We start from the raw sequence: 16061 nt of genomic DNA, 5'->3' as shown, positions 1-16061 counted from the left end.
AGACCTTCGCTAATGAATTTATAGAGGTCTAAGCACTTAGAGAGAAAGATAGAGATATAAATTGAGTTTGATAAAGCCGTTGCAGTATATGAAAAAGCTAAAATTAGGGCGTGTGGAACATTCGCAAATTAGCACTGCTGATAGCTAAAATCGTTCCAGACTAGGCGCAAACTGACGCTAATGTCTAGACCTTGGCTAGTTTTGTAACAACGTCTGGGGCGATTTTAGTATCAGCCGGAAGGGGCGGGACTCTTTTTTGCCAATATATGGCGGCTTTTAAAAATTTAGGGTTCTAACTTAGAATGACTAAGCGTCAAAAATTTCACTGCAAATTGACTAAAAAATAGTCTCCGCCAGTGCCATGGTCGAATGTTCCACACGCCCTAGTACCAGATCAATGACTGGTCTTTTTTTGTACATTTAGTATTTTATAGCTGGGATAGCACGTAATCTGAACATTATCAAAAGCAGTGCTATGCGTCAGATTAATATCACAACCTGTCACTTTATCTTTTTCAAACGACAATATGGTATCTGGCTGATACTTATCCGTATGAATCAACAGCCATAACTCATCAAGTGCCCGTCTAGTCTGATACGCTTCAATCTTCGGTTGTTTTTTTTGCATTACCTTATCGATATCTTGTTGGGTAATACTTGAAATTGTTCTACCCTTTCTTAATTTTATAAATTTATTATTCGGCATATACAAGGTTTTCATCGGAATCTTAAAGCGCTCAGCCGTTAGATAACCATTATCCTCATCATAAAGATGACCCGAGATATTCTGCTTTGCGACGACATTCAATGCTTGCCAATACCAGCGCTTAGCAATCAGTCCTTTTTCACTCATCTGGGTGCGCAATCTTGGCAAAGTTGTCAGCTCAATACCGATATATACCAGTTGATTATTCTCCCAAAATACCAAGGTAAAATCAGGTTCAAAGCCATCATCTTGGCCGGAGATAATATGAATGGGATCTAGGCCTTGAATGGTCAGATAATGGGTTAAATAGACCCATTCACGCTGGCGTTTGATTTGGTTTTGAAGGTTTTCGCCGCTTTCATTAACTTGAAATTGAGCAGACTCAGGTTGACTGACTTGGTTTAGATTAGCGTTAGCTTGAAGGGTTTGTTGAGGTTGGGATTGCTCAATGGCGTATTGTTTTAAATTCCCTTTATTTCGAGGTTCTTCAGGCATATCCTCGCCATGGTGGTGACTACCATCCGTTTTATGTGGCGGGAAATTATTATCTTTTTGCACGGCAGTCATAATACATATTTTTTAGATAGCATAAGGTTTAATGCTCTTCAATTTGCAACAGTAATTTCTTTTTGTCAAGCCCACCAGTATACCCACCTAATGCACCGTTACTTGCGATAACACGGTGACAAGGAATGAGAATACTAAACGGGTTTTTGCCATTGGCATTCGCAACCGCACGATACGCGGTCGGTTTGCCTATATTGTGCGCTAACTGTGAATAGCTGATCGTTTTCCCATAAGGAATCTGCTGCAATGCTTGCCAAACACGTTGTTGGAAGGCAGTTCCCAATGACATATTTAGCGGTAAGTCAAAACTTCGGCGATTTCTATCTTGATATTCTTGTAGTTGAGTAATTGTTGTTAAGAGGACAGTGTGAGTGACATCATCTTTGCTTAGGCTATTTCTATTCACAAACTTAAAATGATTATCATCAAGCTCTAGTTGCTTCTTCAACTGCACAACCGTTTTGCAGCTTTGCCACTCTTTACCCGCCTCTAACCAATTGACCGCCAAAAGTTTCGGTGCATCACATGCTTCAGCCACCCTACCTGCCATCAAGACTAAGGGGTATCCGGCAATGTCAGTCGAAGTTACAATCATTTTATTCACCTTTAAAGTATCCTTACATAGTGATAGATTCATTGACAACTGCCCTTAAAAATCAGGAGCTGATCTCTCTACTATCTTGACACAAAAAAAATGGCATCACAATGATGCCATTTTACAAAGTTTGCACTGTCGCCATTGATGACATACTGGGTGTTAAATTTATTGTTCATCCGTCTCAAATAAGGCAGCCACAAACTGCTTAGGACTAAACGCACGTAAATCATCGATCGACTCACCTACCCCAATATAGCGAATGGGAATATCGGTAGTATTTGCGATATTAAACACCACACCACCTTTTGCGGTGCCATCCAGTTTGGTAATAGTAATTCCCGTTAAAGGCACAGCATCGTTAAATATTTTCACCTGATTAATGGCATTCTGCCCTGTGCCTGCATCAAGTACAATCATCCCTTCATGCGGTGCAGTAGGATCAGACTTGCGCATAATACGCACCACTTTTTCAAGCTCAGCCATTAAATGGGTTTTGTTTTGCAAACGTCCGGCCGTATCGGCAATTAATACATCGATATTTTTGGCTTTGGCAGATTGCATCGCATCAAAAACAACTGACGCACTATCCGCACCATGACCTTGCGCAACAACGGGTATGTTATTTCGCTCGCCCCATACTTGAAGTTGCTCTGTTGCTGCGGCTCTAAAGGTATCTCCAGCAGCAAGCATCACCGATTTACCTTCGGCTTGCAGACGTTTTGCCAACTTACCGATAGTAGTGGTTTTACCGACGCCATTGACACCCACCACTAATATAACGAACGGCTTTTTCGTCGTATCGATAATTAGCGGGGCCACCTTTGGCTCTAGTATTTCAACCAATTCTTTTTGTAGGGCTTTGTACAATGAATGAGAATAAATCAAATCGCCACGGGCAGTCTGCTCGGTCAGACTTTTGATGATTTTATCCGTGGCTTCCACCCCGATATCAGCGACCAATAGCTGATCTTCTACCTCTTCCAATAGCTCATCATCAATCTCTTTGCCACCGATTAAGATATTGGCCACACCTTCAGCTAAGTTCTTACGTGACTTAGATAACCCTGACTTCATTCGAGAAAACCAACCACCTCGTTTTCGGTCTTGTTTATCTTGCTCACTCTCATTATCAAGACTAGCACTAACCTCATGACTTGATATTGAAACGGGTGGCGTTTGATCAACCGCGTTATGAGCAGCACCAGTATCTAACTTATCAACTGATGGCGTGTTCGCTTGTTCAACTCGCGGTGTCTCAATAATTGGAATATCTTGCGCACTGGGTAAGTCGGGTAAAGTAATGTCATCATCGTCTAACTCATCCAAACTGCCATCAAGATCGATTACTACCCGAGTCGGATTATCTGCATTATTCATGAACGTCTCTTATTCTCAAATTAGTTTTTAAACTTTTTGTTTAATTTATAAGTACTTAGAATTAGGCGTACTTGTTTTTCGTATGATAAATTGATTTTGATTAATCACCTAGTTTAACATACCTGCTTTAAACGGTAATAAATAGCCTGCCTTAGATTGATAAAAACACAAAAATGAACTTTTTATCAATATATGTCAAAAAAGGTTTGACACACTAATGAAAATCTATATAATACACACCCACAGAGCAAGACCTAAGGGTGATTAGCTCAGTTGGTAGAGCGTCTGCCTTACACGCAGAATGTCGGCAGTTCGAGCCTGTCATCACCCACCACTATATAGCAATGGTTTCAACACCAAGTGGATAAATAAGCTAGACGACCTTAGCAGCGGTAGTTCAGTTGGTTAGAATACCGGCCTGTCACGCCGGGGGTCGCGGGTTCGAGTCCCGTCCGCTGCGCCATATTTCAAAACTTATGTTACCTTTTAAGTAAGTACAAAGTTTCAACCCCGCTACATATTATGTAGCGGGGTTTTTTTATGGATGGTGGTTTAATTGTTGAATACGTTAATTTTTTAACTTAATAATGTGATATAGGCTTCCGAACCAAAACAAGACTTGAGGGCTATCTCGTTTGCTTGTCAATTTTTTTGTTTAATGTTACTCATAATTTACTCTCTTTTAACAAATGCTCTGCACATAATTTACCAAACTCGTTAGCAGCATTAGGACTTGCGCCTGTGATTAGCTTTCTATCTACATAGCAGGTATTGTCAGCTTTTTTATTGACGATTTTGACGCCAAGATTCTCAAGTTTTTCCCCAAATAACCAAGGCATATGTCCCGGCATATATCCAATCATGGGTGTCTGCTTATCCACAGAGTCTGGGAAGGCAGCAATCTTATAACCTTGATAAATGAAGTCTTGAGATTTATCTAAATCGGCGGCTAAAAGTGCTGCTGGTGCGTGGCATATTGCTAATGTGTAGCGATTGTTTGTATGGAAATAATGCAGAATACTGCCAACATCCTTATTATCAGGAAGCCCAAGCATAGCACCGTGACCACCTGGGATAAATAGGGCTAGATAGTCATCATTTAATAGTTGGTTTTGGGCAAAATCGTGTAAATTAATAGGTTTGTCAAATTGCGATTGGTATGTTTGATAAATAGTTTTGACATAGCTATCTTCATTAGGAAATGCCCACATTTCAATTTGCACAGGTTTTCCAGTTGGTGTTGCGATATCAATCTCAAAACCTGCATCATCAAGGTGTAACATTGGTACAAGCATCTCTACAGGGTGATTCCCTGTAGAAAATACTTTACCATTTTGCATGGTCATCTGATTTTCTTGCGTGCAAATCATTAAAATCTTCTTAGCACCTTTATACTGTTTATCAGTGTAAATTTTTTCATAATCAGTCGTTGCAGATGTTGCAAGTTTTAGGGCAAGTTTTGATGGGATATACCCACCTTCTTCTGTCTTTTGTGGAGCAATTCCCAATAGCTTTTTTATAAAATCCATAATTTTTCATTCCTATATTTCTATTAAGTTAAGGGCTATTATCGTGAGATAAATTACTCCCAATTATTGTCAGTAATCAATTTTTGCATTATTCGTGATAGTTCTTGTATTTCGGTATCTGTTAATACGGAAAGTTTTTCATCTAAAATTTGAGCAAATAGCGCCTCACTCTCTTGCATATATTGACAAGCACATGATGAAAGCTCGATAAAATATTCTCGATTGTCTTCACTATTTAGAGTCTTAGTAACATAGCCTTTTTGCAAAAATTTTTTGATAACTTTGGTTGCTGCAGGGCGTGATATATTTGCTACTTCTGCAATGGTCGCTAAATTTGATTTGCCTAATGATGATATTAAATTTAGGTAATGCTCATCATGAGTGCTCGCATCCGTAATACTTGAATTGGCTTTCTCTTTGCTATTAAGAAATATGCGATATGTTCTTTCTCTAAAATCACATAGGTTTTTGTATAGTTTTGAATTATCCATAGCATCCTATTATCTAGCTGATTATATTAGTTAACCAAATTAACTATTAACTTTGTTAACTATATTATAAAAATTCAGAGCAGTAAAGGACTATTTAAAATTAAGCACTAATAAATTAATTAGAGTTAGGCACAGTAATAAGTGGCAAATAATGCTGATTAGGTAGGTATAAGTTGAATAGTAGTCTCGTGGAGCGGTTTAGCCTCGACAGTAGCGGTATCCTACTGGTATGGGCGAGTTACGGTGACTAGATATTGAGTGAGTGTCGAGGTAACAGCAATCGAACAATTCGTGTCACCGTCTCGCCCAAACCGGTAGATAAAAGCGTATGGCGAGATTAGCTGCAAAAATCATATAAATCTGTCAACCAATCAGTTTATCAACGATATGGTTTCATTATTAGAGTCGATTTAAAAACTATAAATAAGTTATAAGGTTTAAAATATGCTATCTCATTCTAAAATAGTCTTTTTAAGCTTTATATTGTTTCTAACAAGCTTGTTTATTGAAAGAAATGGAGGGTTATACATTAATTCTTAATTTAGGCAAGGAGATTTAATTAGAATTTCAGAATTGCAAGGAACTGGGGAATCAGATTTTGTTTTGGTTGTAACAGTGCACAGCTTAAAGCAACTAGAAATAGCCTTTTCTTAATTTTGTTCTTCATATAACACCTTAACTTAGTATCTGAAATACTTCCATCTTGGAGAATTAGGCTAGCCATTTGCTGTTAACCAAGCCATTTTTATTTGAATCAATTTTTTGGGTGGAATGATAGGGGATGTGTGCTCTGTGGTTGCAGTTGGTGCTGAGGTCTTGAGTGTCATTGGCTATGACATTAATCCATTTAAAGTACGCTATGATTAACTCAGACAGTAATGTTTAACTCTGGATACTGAAAAATCGATGACTGACTTAGAAATATTTTCATTCATAACCATTGATGCCTTAGTCTCTTTTACTCTACTAAATATAACTTTTTATAACATAAGTTGAGTTTACTAGTTTTGATATCAACATAGCCATCATAAATATCTAATGTGTATTTACAGAAACCATTCTGGCCTAAGGTGAAACGTTTGCCTACACCAAACTCTCCTTTTTCATATGATATAACCATTCTAATAACTTTCTCAGATAGTATAGACTTCATACTAACATCATATGAATAACTGGCATTTGGCTTTAGGGATACTTCGCTAAGAAACGAATTTTTTATGTCATCATATTCAGGCTCTATTTTACTGTTATCAAACTCAATTTTAGCTATTCTTATGACATCATTTGTATTGTTGACTAATTTTACATTTGGACTGATTAAATAAGAATAGAGCCATGAGATAACAACGAGACATAAGATAATAATCAATAAATATTTTAAGTATTTCATAATAAAAATCCGAAATAGCTTTACTGGTGATTAATTATCTAAAACAATAATGTTTAACTTTAGATTTTGGAAAACCCCAATACCTTGTATCGCAGCAGCTATTATTTTGCATAGCCTTTATGACTATCTTTATCGTTTTCAGGAAAGTCATTTTCAGATGGAGTTTGTTTTATATGATTGGCGTTGTATTGTAATAGTAGTGCTAGACCAGCTTATGTGTGAGGGTTTGAAAACCATCTTTTGATTTAAATATTTAGTTAGTACTATCAAATGATAAATCTTCTAGTTTTTTATAAGCCAATGCAAAACCCTGAGCTGCAGATTTTTCATACCAATATTTTGCTTTATATAAGTCCTTCTTTACACCTAGTCCTGATTCATACATATAACCAATATTATGTTGAGATTCAGCATCATCTAAATTCGCTGCTTCCAATGTATATTTAAAAGAATTTTCATAATCATCTAAATAATAATAGGTCTGAGCTAAACCTCTATATGCTCTTAAAGGTGTTTTATCTATAGCTAAGTTAAACCATTTTAAAGCTTTTTTAAAATCTTGTTCTATTCCATAGCCACCTAGGACATATATATTGCCTAAATTTGCTGCAGCTTGTCTACTATGATTATCATAAGCTAATAAGAAATACTCCTCAGCTTTTTTAAAATCTTTATTAACACCACAACCTGAATAATATAAAGTACCTAAACCGTCAAAGGCTTCAGGATTATTTCTATAAGCAGATTGAGTAAACCAATATTTAGATTTCTTACAATCTTCTTCGACTCTACTAGAATTCGTTAAATAGTACATTCCTAATAACTGCTGTTTTTTATCTAAGGATAAATCATCTTCGTAAGCAATTTTGCATTGAGTACTATCCTTACGTAAAGAATTCTCACATTCTTGTTCTAAAGTAAGTTTAACATTTGTACCTTGATTATAAGTACACGAACATAATAAAAATATTAATAATAGTAGATGACTTTTCACATAACACTCCTTATATTATTCACACCATACTAGTGGTCTACATATTTTACTAGAAACACCAGTACCACCGCCTAATGTAACACCACCACCACTCGTTAAACTACCATCATCACCTGCACATAAGCTGGCATTACCTCCGACTCCATAAGTAGCAGATGCATCAGTGCAAGCTTGATTGGAGAAAGAGACTCCCTTACTTGAAGAAGAATTAGTTATGGTTTTATTTAGACCTCCACTTAGCCTTACTTCAGTACCTCCAGTCAAACATGGAGTGATTTGATAACATTGTGTAGGAACGCCATTTTCATCGTAACTTTTCCCCATACCTGCTCCAAGTTCCACGCCTCTAAAAGCTCTACCAGTTATATCAACATTTCCCATATGTGTAGTATTAGCTCTAGAAGGATCAATTTCAGGTTCTTTCTTAGGTCTTCCCATTTGGCCACCACTGGATTTCATACCATTGCTACCAAGTACATTTTTCCACTCAAAGGGTTTTGGTTCCTTATTCAACAGATAGGCTGCTCTCCTTTGCAACCCCAACGGATCAATCCACCCCGTAGGATTAGGAGCATAAAAGAATACGTTTTCTCCACCCATTAACCCAATTGGATCTCTTGAAATAAACATTCCCATATCATTATCATAATAGCGATAACGATTGTAATGTAGCCCTGTTTCACTATCACAGCTCTGTCCTTGGAAACGTATCGGCTGTAGCGAAATTGAATCGATCTCTAATTCGCCTATATTTTGCGTAATATACTTCTCTTTATAAATCTCACCCCACGCCTCATAGTCAGCCAACCAAACCACCTCACCATTTTCATTGGTTAACTCATTAGGCGTGCCAAGCTGATCATTATGATAGTAGTACACCTGTATACTTTGCTTATCATCATCTTTTAACCACACTGCTCTAGCAATAGGTGCAAAGCTGTTTTGATCGTATATGGTAGTGAACACTTGATCATCAGTATATTCTTGGATCGCTTTGTCACCATCCCAGAGCACATGAGTAGCGTTACTTTGAATACTATCTTTTTGGTTGATGTTACTTTGTTTGTGAATACGCCGTCCAAAGGCATCATAATAGTAATGCGTAATGGTTGTGGTAGTATCGCTACCTTTATGATGTATAAGCTCTGTTTTGATCAACTCGTTATTAGGGTTGTAGCTAAAGTTTAGTTCTTTTCTAAACTGAACCAGGCTATTGTTTGATTGCTGATTCGCTAATTGAGTGTTATCGGCTGTGATTATTTTATGTACGACTCTGCCATGTTCATCATAACGGTAGCGTATAAGTTTACCATTGCTAATCAGTTCGGTAGGTCTACCTTTATTGCTGAATTGAGTAGAATTATTTTGATAGGCAGATGTAGCAGTGTCTCTAGCAGACACTCGGTTACCTTTGGGATCAGAGCGTTCTCGCTCAAAGAAGCGATTGGCACTATAAAGTAAGATAACTAAGGTTTCAGCATGAGGCGCTTACAAGTAGGATACATGGACTCACCTATAAGCAAGTTTGTATAAAGCGGTGTTTGTCAACATAGTTGTCACCAATTTACGAATTAGGCGACTCTCATCTCATCAATCGATTTTGGCTCTTTTAACGGATTTAAAGTCGTTGGCTTAACTGGCGTACAATTTCTTACGGCACGGCTTCCCCAACGAGTAGGGTTTAGACTTTTAGCATCCTCCATTATCAGTTTGCGTTTCGCTAGTATCTCTTTATCTTCACCTGTATGACGCTCATTAGGTGTCACAAAGCGTAGCTTGCTATGCTTATGCTCCATATTGTACCAATGAGTAAACTTAAGCACCCATTGCCTCGCGGTCTCAAGGCTATTAAAGCCATCTGTTGGCCAATTAGGGCGATACTTGCATGTCTTAAATAAAGACTCTGCAAACGGATTATCATTACTTACTCGAGGTCTACTATAAGAGGTCACAACCCCAAGCTCATACGCTTTCATACGCATCGTTTGAGCCTTCATCGGTGCACCATTATCAGAATGTAGAACCACGCCTGAATGCAGACATCTCTCTTTAATTAACGTACGCTGTAAAAGCTTGGCAGCAAGCTCACCTGACTCGTGATCATATACCTCCCAGCCCACAATCTTACGACTATACACATCTTCAATCATATGCAGATAGTAAAACTGACCCCGTACAGGACTTGGCAAGTAAGTAATATCCCAACAGAACACTTGGCAGGGGGCTGTGGCGGTAAAAGACTGCGGTGCACTGTCAGCTCTGGGCGCGAGGCTACGTCCTCTATGACTCAATTGATTATGTGTTTTAAGTACGCGGTAAAAGGTGGATTCTGAAGCATGGTAGATGCCTTTATCGAGTAAAGTGGGAACTATCTGTGTCGGTGGGAGACTTGCAAAGCGGGGCTCGTTACAGACGGCGATAATACTGGCTGTTTCAGCATCAGTCAGCTTATTACTAGGCCTAGAGCGTATGGCCTCGGCTCGCTTGTCATGATGGATTTGACCCTCTTTATACCATCGTCTATAAGTGCGTACACTAATGCCAACCTCGGTACAAGCAGGCGGTAGTCTTGCCCCTGAGTGTGTGGCTTCTTGTATCCAAATGATGTACTGTTTACGCTGTGGTAGTGAGGTTAATCGTCCTCGTTGTCTGTCTCCCAAAGCGCATCCAGCTTTTTTCTGAGCACCAGTAAGGCGGCAGTTTCAGCAAGTGCTTTTTCTTTGCGATGAAGTTCACGTTCTAGCTTTTTAATCTTCTTACGATCGGCTTGCTGTTGTCGTCTGCTTGCTAGGCTCTGCTCATGCGTTTGATTGAATCCTGATAGGGCACCTGCTCGCCATGCTTTGATTTGTTCGACGTATAGGCCTTTACTACGACAGTATTCGCTAAGCTCGGTCTCAGTCAGTCCGCTGGTTCCATGATGGTGGCAAGCTTGGCTTCACTTGACCAGTTGTCGGGGGTGTTTTTATTGCCGGGCATGGGTTGTCCTTGCTTTTGGGCTTGATTACGCCAATTATACAGGGTCTGTAGTCCAATGCCTTCTCTTCTTGCAACTTCTGCGACACTCATGTTGTTGGGTCGGGATAGTTTACTCAGTATTGCTTGTTTTCTCTCTTCACTATATCTTGGCATCTTTGTTCCTTGTCGCCCCCTTTAGTTTTTATTTAGGGGTGACAACTATCCTGACACAGGGGGAAAGTTCAAAGTTCCATTCTGCTAAAAAGTGTATTTCAATTCTCTTTTACCGTTGTCATTACGATTGTTCGATAATCTTAGCTATTATCATAATATTTCTTTAAGGGATAGTTTGTGAGCTCAATAAGAGTCAGAAAGTAAGTTTTTTTCGACTTTATAAGCTGAGTATGCTAAAAATGCATAGTGAACAAGTACTTTATTAGCGAAAAGATAAATGACGAATACACCTAGACCAATTAGGTACAACAAAAAACTATCACCTACCGTACTATTGTATTTTTTAGCGAATACTAAACTTACACCAACTGATCCTTTACCAAATATACCGAATATAATAATAGGTATCAGTAAAATTCCAAGAATTCGCATATAAAATGAACTTGGATTAGTTTTAATCTTAGCTTTTCTCTCCATTTCAGTCCAATTAACAAAATCAAATAAACAAATTTTATTATTTGTTATGATGTTAGATAGAATATAATCATAATAGTGTATGTAGTGTTTAGTTTTAATAATCAAAATATATTCTATCATCATCATGACAAATGATATTATGAAACCTATTAATACAATTTTAGAGTTATAAATTTCAATATTCATAAAATATGAAAAAAAGCATATGAATAAACTTAAACTTCCGTATAGAGCACCTAAAAAACTCAGATAAAAGTACCGTTTTAATGTTTGGATTTTATAATGTTTAGGTATTAGCAAAATTAATATGGCAGTTATAAATAATAAAATATTTATAGATTTATAATAATAGCTCATTAAGGATGGAAGTAACATGAATCCGTTGGCAAGTATACATAGTATGATACCTGAATGAAGGCCTCTTATAATATAACTATTGTTAGTCTTAAGGTCTTTTGGAATAATTGTTTTGATCATAACATCTATAAGCCTATAGCATTGAAATGATTTTTAGCTTTTTGAATATGCTTGGCTAACTCGCTATGTTTGTCTTCAATCATTATCTTATCCTTATCGACTTGTGACGCTAGTTCGTAGCTGAATGACTCTGACTAGCTATTGTAAGCATACACCGCCCATGCAAATAAGCTTACGTTAATTAGAATGATTAATACCCATCTGACGTTAACCTCCCAGTTCCTGCCTTCAAAGGCAAGTTTTGCCTCATGCGTTATCGGCTGTATGGGATATGGATTATCTTTACCATCCCATGTGAGCATCTGTTTAACGTCAGGATGTAATATGGCTTGTTTGGTACATTGATAATGGTTGGCTTGAAATAGGTTACCTAGTGCTATGAGTGAGCCTATGATAAAGACAATGATTTGATCACCGCCTGAATGGTTGCTAGGTAGTACACCTGTTTTACGGTAGATGATGTCAGCACAGGCAAATAGTGATTTGCTGGTGTCTTCGGGATAAGCTTGGCATAACTTTTGGTCTATGGGTAACTCTTTGGCATCGCTTTCCATATAGGTACGGATAAAGGCCCATTGTACCCTTGGGTCTACTCTATAATCCTCTAGCTTCATGTGATGAGTAATGTCACCTGTTTTAGAGTCTGCGACATATAGGTTGAGCGGTGTATATGCTTGGTTGTATGGGTCCTGATGCAAATCTGGATGAACGTCTTTATAATCGACTATTTTAAGCTCATACGGTTGTCTAATTTTCCAAAAAGGACGATAGTAGTAGGCTATTTTTTGCTCTTTTTTTAAAAAGTAGTATTGGGTGCGAAATGGGTGTTTCTGTATGAATTGAAAAAGAAGTAAAAAAATAGGTATTCCAGCAGAAGATACATAAAACAAAGTGCCTATAATATTTAATAAACCCCATCCCTCGGGTCTTACATAGACATAAGTGATACCATCATAAATAAAATTTGATAAAAAAATAGCTGATACATACACCCAACCGATAGCAAAGTAAAACACCCAAAAGTAGGCAGGCAAAAAGGTTAGATAGTCAGGATTGATATTCTTTATTTCTTTGTTTAGATGTTCGACATCCTCAATACTTTCAAATAAGCTTTTGTCTATATCGGTTGTATACGGTCGATCAATAGGATTCTTTAACTCACTGATATGTTTAGCAAAGTCATCTCGAAGTTGCATATTATTATCCTTATCGACTTGTGACGCTAGTACGCAGCTGGTAGTACGGATTCATACTTGGGTTAAGCGCATACTTCACTACTGCTCTTAGTTTATCGATTTCACGGTTAGGGTTCGCTTCAGCTATTTCTCTAGCTTCTTGCATCTGCCGCTCTTTATTTGGGTCTCGAGTGCCTTCTTTATATGATCCTATGTATTGAGGTTGAAAGCGACTGGTACTAGGTATATCTATATTGACACTTAATCCATTAGCAGTTGTTGTGGCTTTATTCTGAGCTATTAAGTCATCTATTTTATAGGCCTTTCTGTCTATGCCTAGCTCTTGGTTACCAATACCAATATATTCTTATTCAATACTTTAGATATGATTAACTGTATCTTAATTAATTTTCTTAACTTTAGAAGTTGAAGGATAATATATTAATCCGGCTTCATCAGTCATAATTAATACACCTGAGTTAAGATACTCCCAATCTTTTTTAGGATATTTATTAGAGTATTTCGAGTCTTCAATATTGCATACAATGCAACCTTTCCAACCATCTGATGTTACAACTCTATCTCCAATCTCCAGGCTATCAATATTTATCTGGTTCATTTTAAAGACTCCTTAACAAAAGGTTCAATAGGTATTGAATTAGGCGGAGGTGGTTTTCCATTTGAAGCATCACTAACACCAGCAGACCGCCAAAAACATTGGCAGTTGTTAGGATTTTGATTTGCTTTAGATAAGTTATAGTGATCTCCTGAAAATGGATAGTGAGGTCTAGAAGGTGGAACTCTATCAAGACGATAACCTATTACTCCAGGATATACTATTTTTCCACTGACAGTACGACAAGGGGGACAAGGTTGACAGCTTGTACAAGGAGTATCAGTTGCAGTTTTTTGTTTAGGAGTATCTCCAGATACAGTCGCTCCTCCACCCAATATGAATGCTGCCAGGAGGCTGCCACCTATTCCGATACCACAACCTACAGGCCCTGCAGCACAACCTATAGCCCCAGCCGTCAACCCCAACGGATCAACCCACCCTGTTGGATTAGGTGCATAAGCAAATACATTATTACCACCCTTTAGCCCAATTGGATCTCTTGAGATAAACATTCCCATATCATTATCATAATAGCGATAACGATTGTAATGTAGCCCTGTTTCACTATCAAAGCTCTGTCCTTGGAAACGTATCGGCTGTAATTGATTTGAAGCGATCTCTAATTCGCCTATATTTTGCGTAATATACTTTTCTTTATAAATCTCACCCCACGACTCATAGTCAGCCAACCAAACCACCTCACCATTTTCATTGGTTAACTCATTAGGCGTGCCAAGCTGGTCATTATGATAGTAATAAACGTGCAGGTTTAAGATATCAGCTAGTTTATCTTTTTTGCTATAGTCTTTTGCATAGTAAGGGTGCTCGCGGGGATCTATGCGTCTTTCTTTCTCCCACTGTTCAAACTTAGTTAACCACTCTTTGTCCTGCTGGTTCACTTGATCATTGATGGGATGTTCTTGTAGCCAAACTAACCTTGCTACTGGAGCAAAGCTTACTTGGTCATAGACAGTGGGAATACATGAGTGTCGCTATACTCTTGAGCGATAGCCGATAAAAACCATCCTAAAGATGTGATTCATCATAGTGATAGAGGTGTTCAGTATTTAGCCATTCGCTATACTGATAAGATGGCTGATTCTGGCATCATTGCATCTGTTGGTGCGACAGGTGATTCATACGATAATGCATTATCTGAAACGGTTAAGGGGCTTTATAAAATTGAGGTGATTGATTATTTAAAGCAACAATGGCAAGGTGTGAGTGATGTTAAATTAGTAAATCTTGAATGGGTCGATTGGTTTAACAAAACACGTTTGCATAGTATAATTGGTTATGTGTCGCCTTTTTAGTTTGAGAGACGATGTTATGAAAGTCTTAGTGAGTCAGACAGAGCTGCCTGACTCAAGTAATCCACTCTCCGATATAGTCGGGGCCGTTCAGTCATTTTTTGTTCTTATAACCAATGATTAAACGTCTCATAAGTTCCACTATTAATGAATACTTCAACTATTTTCCACGGGTGTTCTGGTATTTGATTTATATTTAAATTTAAATAACAGTCAGCTATTACAGGACTTTTCAACAAATTAAATTTATTTAATGAATCTAAATCACCTCTATATTGTGCAGATATACCATGCGAAACTATGCTGATAAATCCAAGATCCATGACATCATATCCTATCGAAACTAAGTTAGCTTCTTCATAAACTGCTTGATCAGGATAAAAGTGGCACGCCTGAATCCAGTCCTCGTAATCTCTGACTTTCAAAATACAGGGATAAAAATTATATTCAAAGTAATTTAGAGACAAAGCATTTTTAGGCTGAAAATGTTCTACATATTCATCAGCCAATAGAAGACCATATTGGTCAAAGTATAATTGCTCAACCTTATTAACTTTACTCGTAGACTGCCATATTTCATCATCATACGATAATGAAAAATTATTATGATTAATATTTGGCTGTGCACAAACTCTAGTTGATAAATACATTATTTATACCTTAATGTGGATAGTTTGGTGGTCTTTTAGGACTACTATTTAAATTTATCCATGTTGACTTAATAAAACCAAAGTACTGATGCCCCCACTCACTTTTTTTACCATAATTCCAAAAACATTGACAGGTTCTAGTATTTTGATTTACAACGAAAATGTGATAGTGGGCCTTACCAGCATCGATACCTCTTTGATGAGTCTCAGGTCCTTGATAACCAATAGTCCCTTTTGGATACGGTCTACAAGGGGGACAAGGTTGACAGCTTGTACAAGGAGTATCAGTTGCAGTTTTTTGTTTAGGAGTATCTCCAGATACAGTCGCTCCTCCACCCAATATGAATGCTGCCAGGAGGCTGCCACCTATTCCGATACCACAACCTACAGGCCCTGCAGCACAACCTATAGCCCCAGCCGTCAACCCCAACGGATCAACCCACCCTGTTGGATTAGGTGCATAAGCAAATACATTATTACCACCCTTTAGCCCAATTGGATCTCTTGAGATAAACATTCCCATATCATTATCATAATAGCGATAACGATTGTAATGTAGCCCTGTTTCACTA

14 protein-coding genes, 2 tRNA genes and 2 pseudogenes are annotated in these 16061 nt (G+C 37.8%); 3 read left to right on the top strand and 15 right to left on the bottom strand.

All coding sequences use genetic code 11. The features are described 5' to 3' along the window. Positions 1–394: 394 nt before the first annotated feature. The 3 genes from AC2SLT_RS12060 to ftsY form a co-directional block, all read right to left on the bottom strand. Positions 395–1273 (bottom strand): hypothetical protein, encoded by an 879-nt coding sequence (locus tag AC2SLT_RS12060; protein WP_486547900.1) that lies wholly within the window; start codon positions 1271–1273, stop codon positions 395–397. 28 nt (positions 1274–1301) lie between these two features. Continuing rightward, the gene (locus AC2SLT_RS12055; RefSeq protein ID WP_486547899.1) at positions 1302–1868 is read right to left on the bottom strand and encodes a methylated-DNA--[protein]-cysteine S-methyltransferase; all 567 of its coding nucleotides are present in this window, start codon (positions 1866–1868) and stop codon (positions 1302–1304) included. A 168-nt stretch (positions 1869–2036) separates the two neighbouring features. Then, positions 2037–3248 carry a signal recognition particle-docking protein FtsY gene (ftsY, locus tag AC2SLT_RS12050; protein ID WP_486547898.1) on the bottom strand — a complete coding sequence of 404 codons (1212 nt, stop codon included), beginning with the start codon at positions 3246–3248 and terminating at the stop codon, positions 2037–2039. Between the two features lie 258 nt (positions 3249–3506). Here ftsY and AC2SLT_RS12045 point away from each other — a divergent pair. Both AC2SLT_RS12045 and AC2SLT_RS12040 read left to right on the top strand, forming a co-directional pair. Then, a tRNA-Val gene (locus AC2SLT_RS12045) sits at positions 3507–3582 on the top strand. A 52-nt stretch (positions 3583–3634) separates the two neighbouring features. Continuing rightward, a tRNA-Asp gene (locus AC2SLT_RS12040) sits at positions 3635–3711 on the top strand. A gap of 202 nt (positions 3712–3913) precedes the next feature. Here AC2SLT_RS12040 and hchA read toward each other — a convergent pair. The 10 genes and pseudogenes from hchA to AC2SLT_RS11990 all read right to left on the bottom strand — a co-directional run bounded on the left by hchA (position 3914) and on the right by AC2SLT_RS11990 (position 14428). After that, positions 3914–4777 carry a glyoxalase III HchA gene (gene hchA, locus AC2SLT_RS12035; RefSeq protein ID WP_486547897.1) on the bottom strand — a complete coding sequence of 288 codons (864 nt, stop codon included), beginning with the start codon at positions 4775–4777 and terminating at the stop codon, positions 3914–3916. Positions 4778–4830: 53 nt separating this feature from the next. Continuing rightward, positions 4831–5268 carry a MarR family winged helix-turn-helix transcriptional regulator gene (locus AC2SLT_RS12030; protein ID WP_486547896.1) on the bottom strand — a complete coding sequence of 146 codons (438 nt, stop codon included), beginning with the start codon at positions 5266–5268 and terminating at the stop codon, positions 4831–4833. A gap of 958 nt (positions 5269–6226) precedes the next feature. Further along, entirely contained in the window at positions 6227–6658 is a 432-nt protein-coding gene (locus AC2SLT_RS12025) for a hypothetical protein (protein WP_486547895.1), read from the bottom strand. Positions 6659–6911: 253 nt separating this feature from the next. Then, on the bottom strand, positions 6912–7652 hold the full coding sequence (locus tag AC2SLT_RS12020; RefSeq protein WP_486547894.1) for a tetratricopeptide repeat protein: 741 nt from the start codon (positions 7650–7652) through the stop codon (positions 6912–6914). Positions 7653–7667: 15 nt separating this feature from the next. Next, positions 7668–9053, bottom strand: a complete 1386-nt coding sequence (locus AC2SLT_RS12015) for an RHS repeat domain-containing protein (RefSeq protein ID WP_486547893.1) — start codon at positions 9051–9053, stop codon at positions 7668–7670. Between the two features lie 170 nt (positions 9054–9223). Continuing rightward, a pseudogene (locus AC2SLT_RS12010) lies at positions 9224–10784 on the bottom strand (IS3 family transposase). 1088 nt (positions 10785–11872) lie between these two features. Next, positions 11873–12934: a hypothetical protein gene (locus tag AC2SLT_RS12005; protein ID WP_486547892.1), complete on the bottom strand. Its 1062-nt coding sequence runs from the start codon at positions 12932–12934 to the stop codon at positions 11873–11875. Between the two features lie 10 nt (positions 12935–12944). After that, positions 12945–13079, bottom strand: coding sequence for a hypothetical protein (locus AC2SLT_RS12000; protein ID WP_486547891.1), 135 nt, complete (start codon positions 13077–13079; stop codon positions 12945–12947). 234 nt (positions 13080–13313) lie between these two features. Continuing rightward, positions 13314–13532, bottom strand: a complete 219-nt coding sequence (locus AC2SLT_RS11995; RefSeq protein ID WP_486547890.1) for a hypothetical protein — start codon at positions 13530–13532, stop codon at positions 13314–13316. Continuing rightward, entirely contained in the window at positions 13529–14428 is a 900-nt protein-coding gene (locus tag AC2SLT_RS11990) for an RHS repeat domain-containing protein (protein ID WP_486547889.1), read from the bottom strand. The genes AC2SLT_RS11995 and AC2SLT_RS11990 overlap by 4 nt, the downstream gene beginning before the upstream one ends. A 105-nt stretch (positions 14429–14533) precedes the next feature. Between AC2SLT_RS11990 and AC2SLT_RS11985 the strand changes: the two are divergent. After that, a pseudogene (locus AC2SLT_RS11985) lies at positions 14534–14842 on the top strand (integrase core domain-containing protein); the annotation flags it as partial. Between the two features lie 104 nt (positions 14843–14946). On the opposite strand, the gene AC2SLT_RS11980 reads toward AC2SLT_RS11985, so the two are convergent. Together AC2SLT_RS11980 and AC2SLT_RS11975 are read right to left on the bottom strand one after the other, a co-directional pair. Then, positions 14947–15489: a hypothetical protein gene (locus AC2SLT_RS11980; RefSeq protein WP_486547888.1), complete on the bottom strand. Its 543-nt coding sequence runs from the start codon at positions 15487–15489 to the stop codon at positions 14947–14949. A gap of 10 nt (positions 15490–15499) precedes the next feature. Continuing rightward, positions 15500–16061, bottom strand: a 562-nt coding sequence (locus tag AC2SLT_RS11975; RefSeq protein ID WP_486547887.1) for an RHS repeat-associated core domain-containing protein, incomplete at its 5' end; no start/stop codon positions are given.

Source organism: Psychrobacter sp. CX18, from assembly GCF_057396215.1.
Note: the sequence above shows the minus strand (reverse complement) of the source record. Positions and strands in the feature narration are given on the sequence as shown.

Excerpts from the sequence above, each read along its gene's own strand:
- AC2SLT_RS12060 (WP_486547900.1), bottom strand. The coding sequence starts at position 1,273 with ATGACTGCCGTGCAAAAAGATAATAATTTCCCGCCACATAAAACGGAT.
- AC2SLT_RS12055 (WP_486547899.1), bottom strand. The coding sequence starts at position 1,868 with ATGATTGTAACTTCGACTGACATTGCCGGATACCCCTTAGTCTTGATG.
- ftsY (WP_486547898.1), bottom strand. The coding sequence starts at position 3,248 with ATGAATAATGCAGATAATCCGACTCGGGTAGTAATCGATCTTGATGGC.
- hchA (WP_486547897.1), bottom strand. The coding sequence starts at position 4,777 with ATGGATTTTATAAAAAAGCTATTGGGAATTGCTCCACAAAAGACAGAA.
- AC2SLT_RS12030 (WP_486547896.1), bottom strand. The coding sequence starts at position 5,268 with ATGGATAATTCAAAACTATACAAAAACCTATGTGATTTTAGAGAAAGA.
- AC2SLT_RS12025 (WP_486547895.1), bottom strand. The coding sequence starts at position 6,658 with ATGAAATACTTAAAATATTTATTGATTATTATCTTATGTCTCGTTGTT.
- AC2SLT_RS12005 (WP_486547892.1), bottom strand. The coding sequence starts at position 12,934 with ATGCAACTTCGAGATGACTTTGCTAAACATATCAGTGAGTTAAAGAAT.
- AC2SLT_RS12000 (WP_486547891.1), bottom strand. The coding sequence starts at position 13,079 with ATGCAAGAAGCTAGAGAAATAGCTGAAGCGAACCCTAACCGTGAAATC.
- AC2SLT_RS11995 (WP_486547890.1), bottom strand. The coding sequence starts at position 13,532 with ATGAACCAGATAAATATTGATAGCCTGGAGATTGGAGATAGAGTTGTA.
- AC2SLT_RS11980 (WP_486547888.1), bottom strand. The coding sequence starts at position 15,489 with ATGTATTTATCAACTAGAGTTTGTGCACAGCCAAATATTAATCATAAT.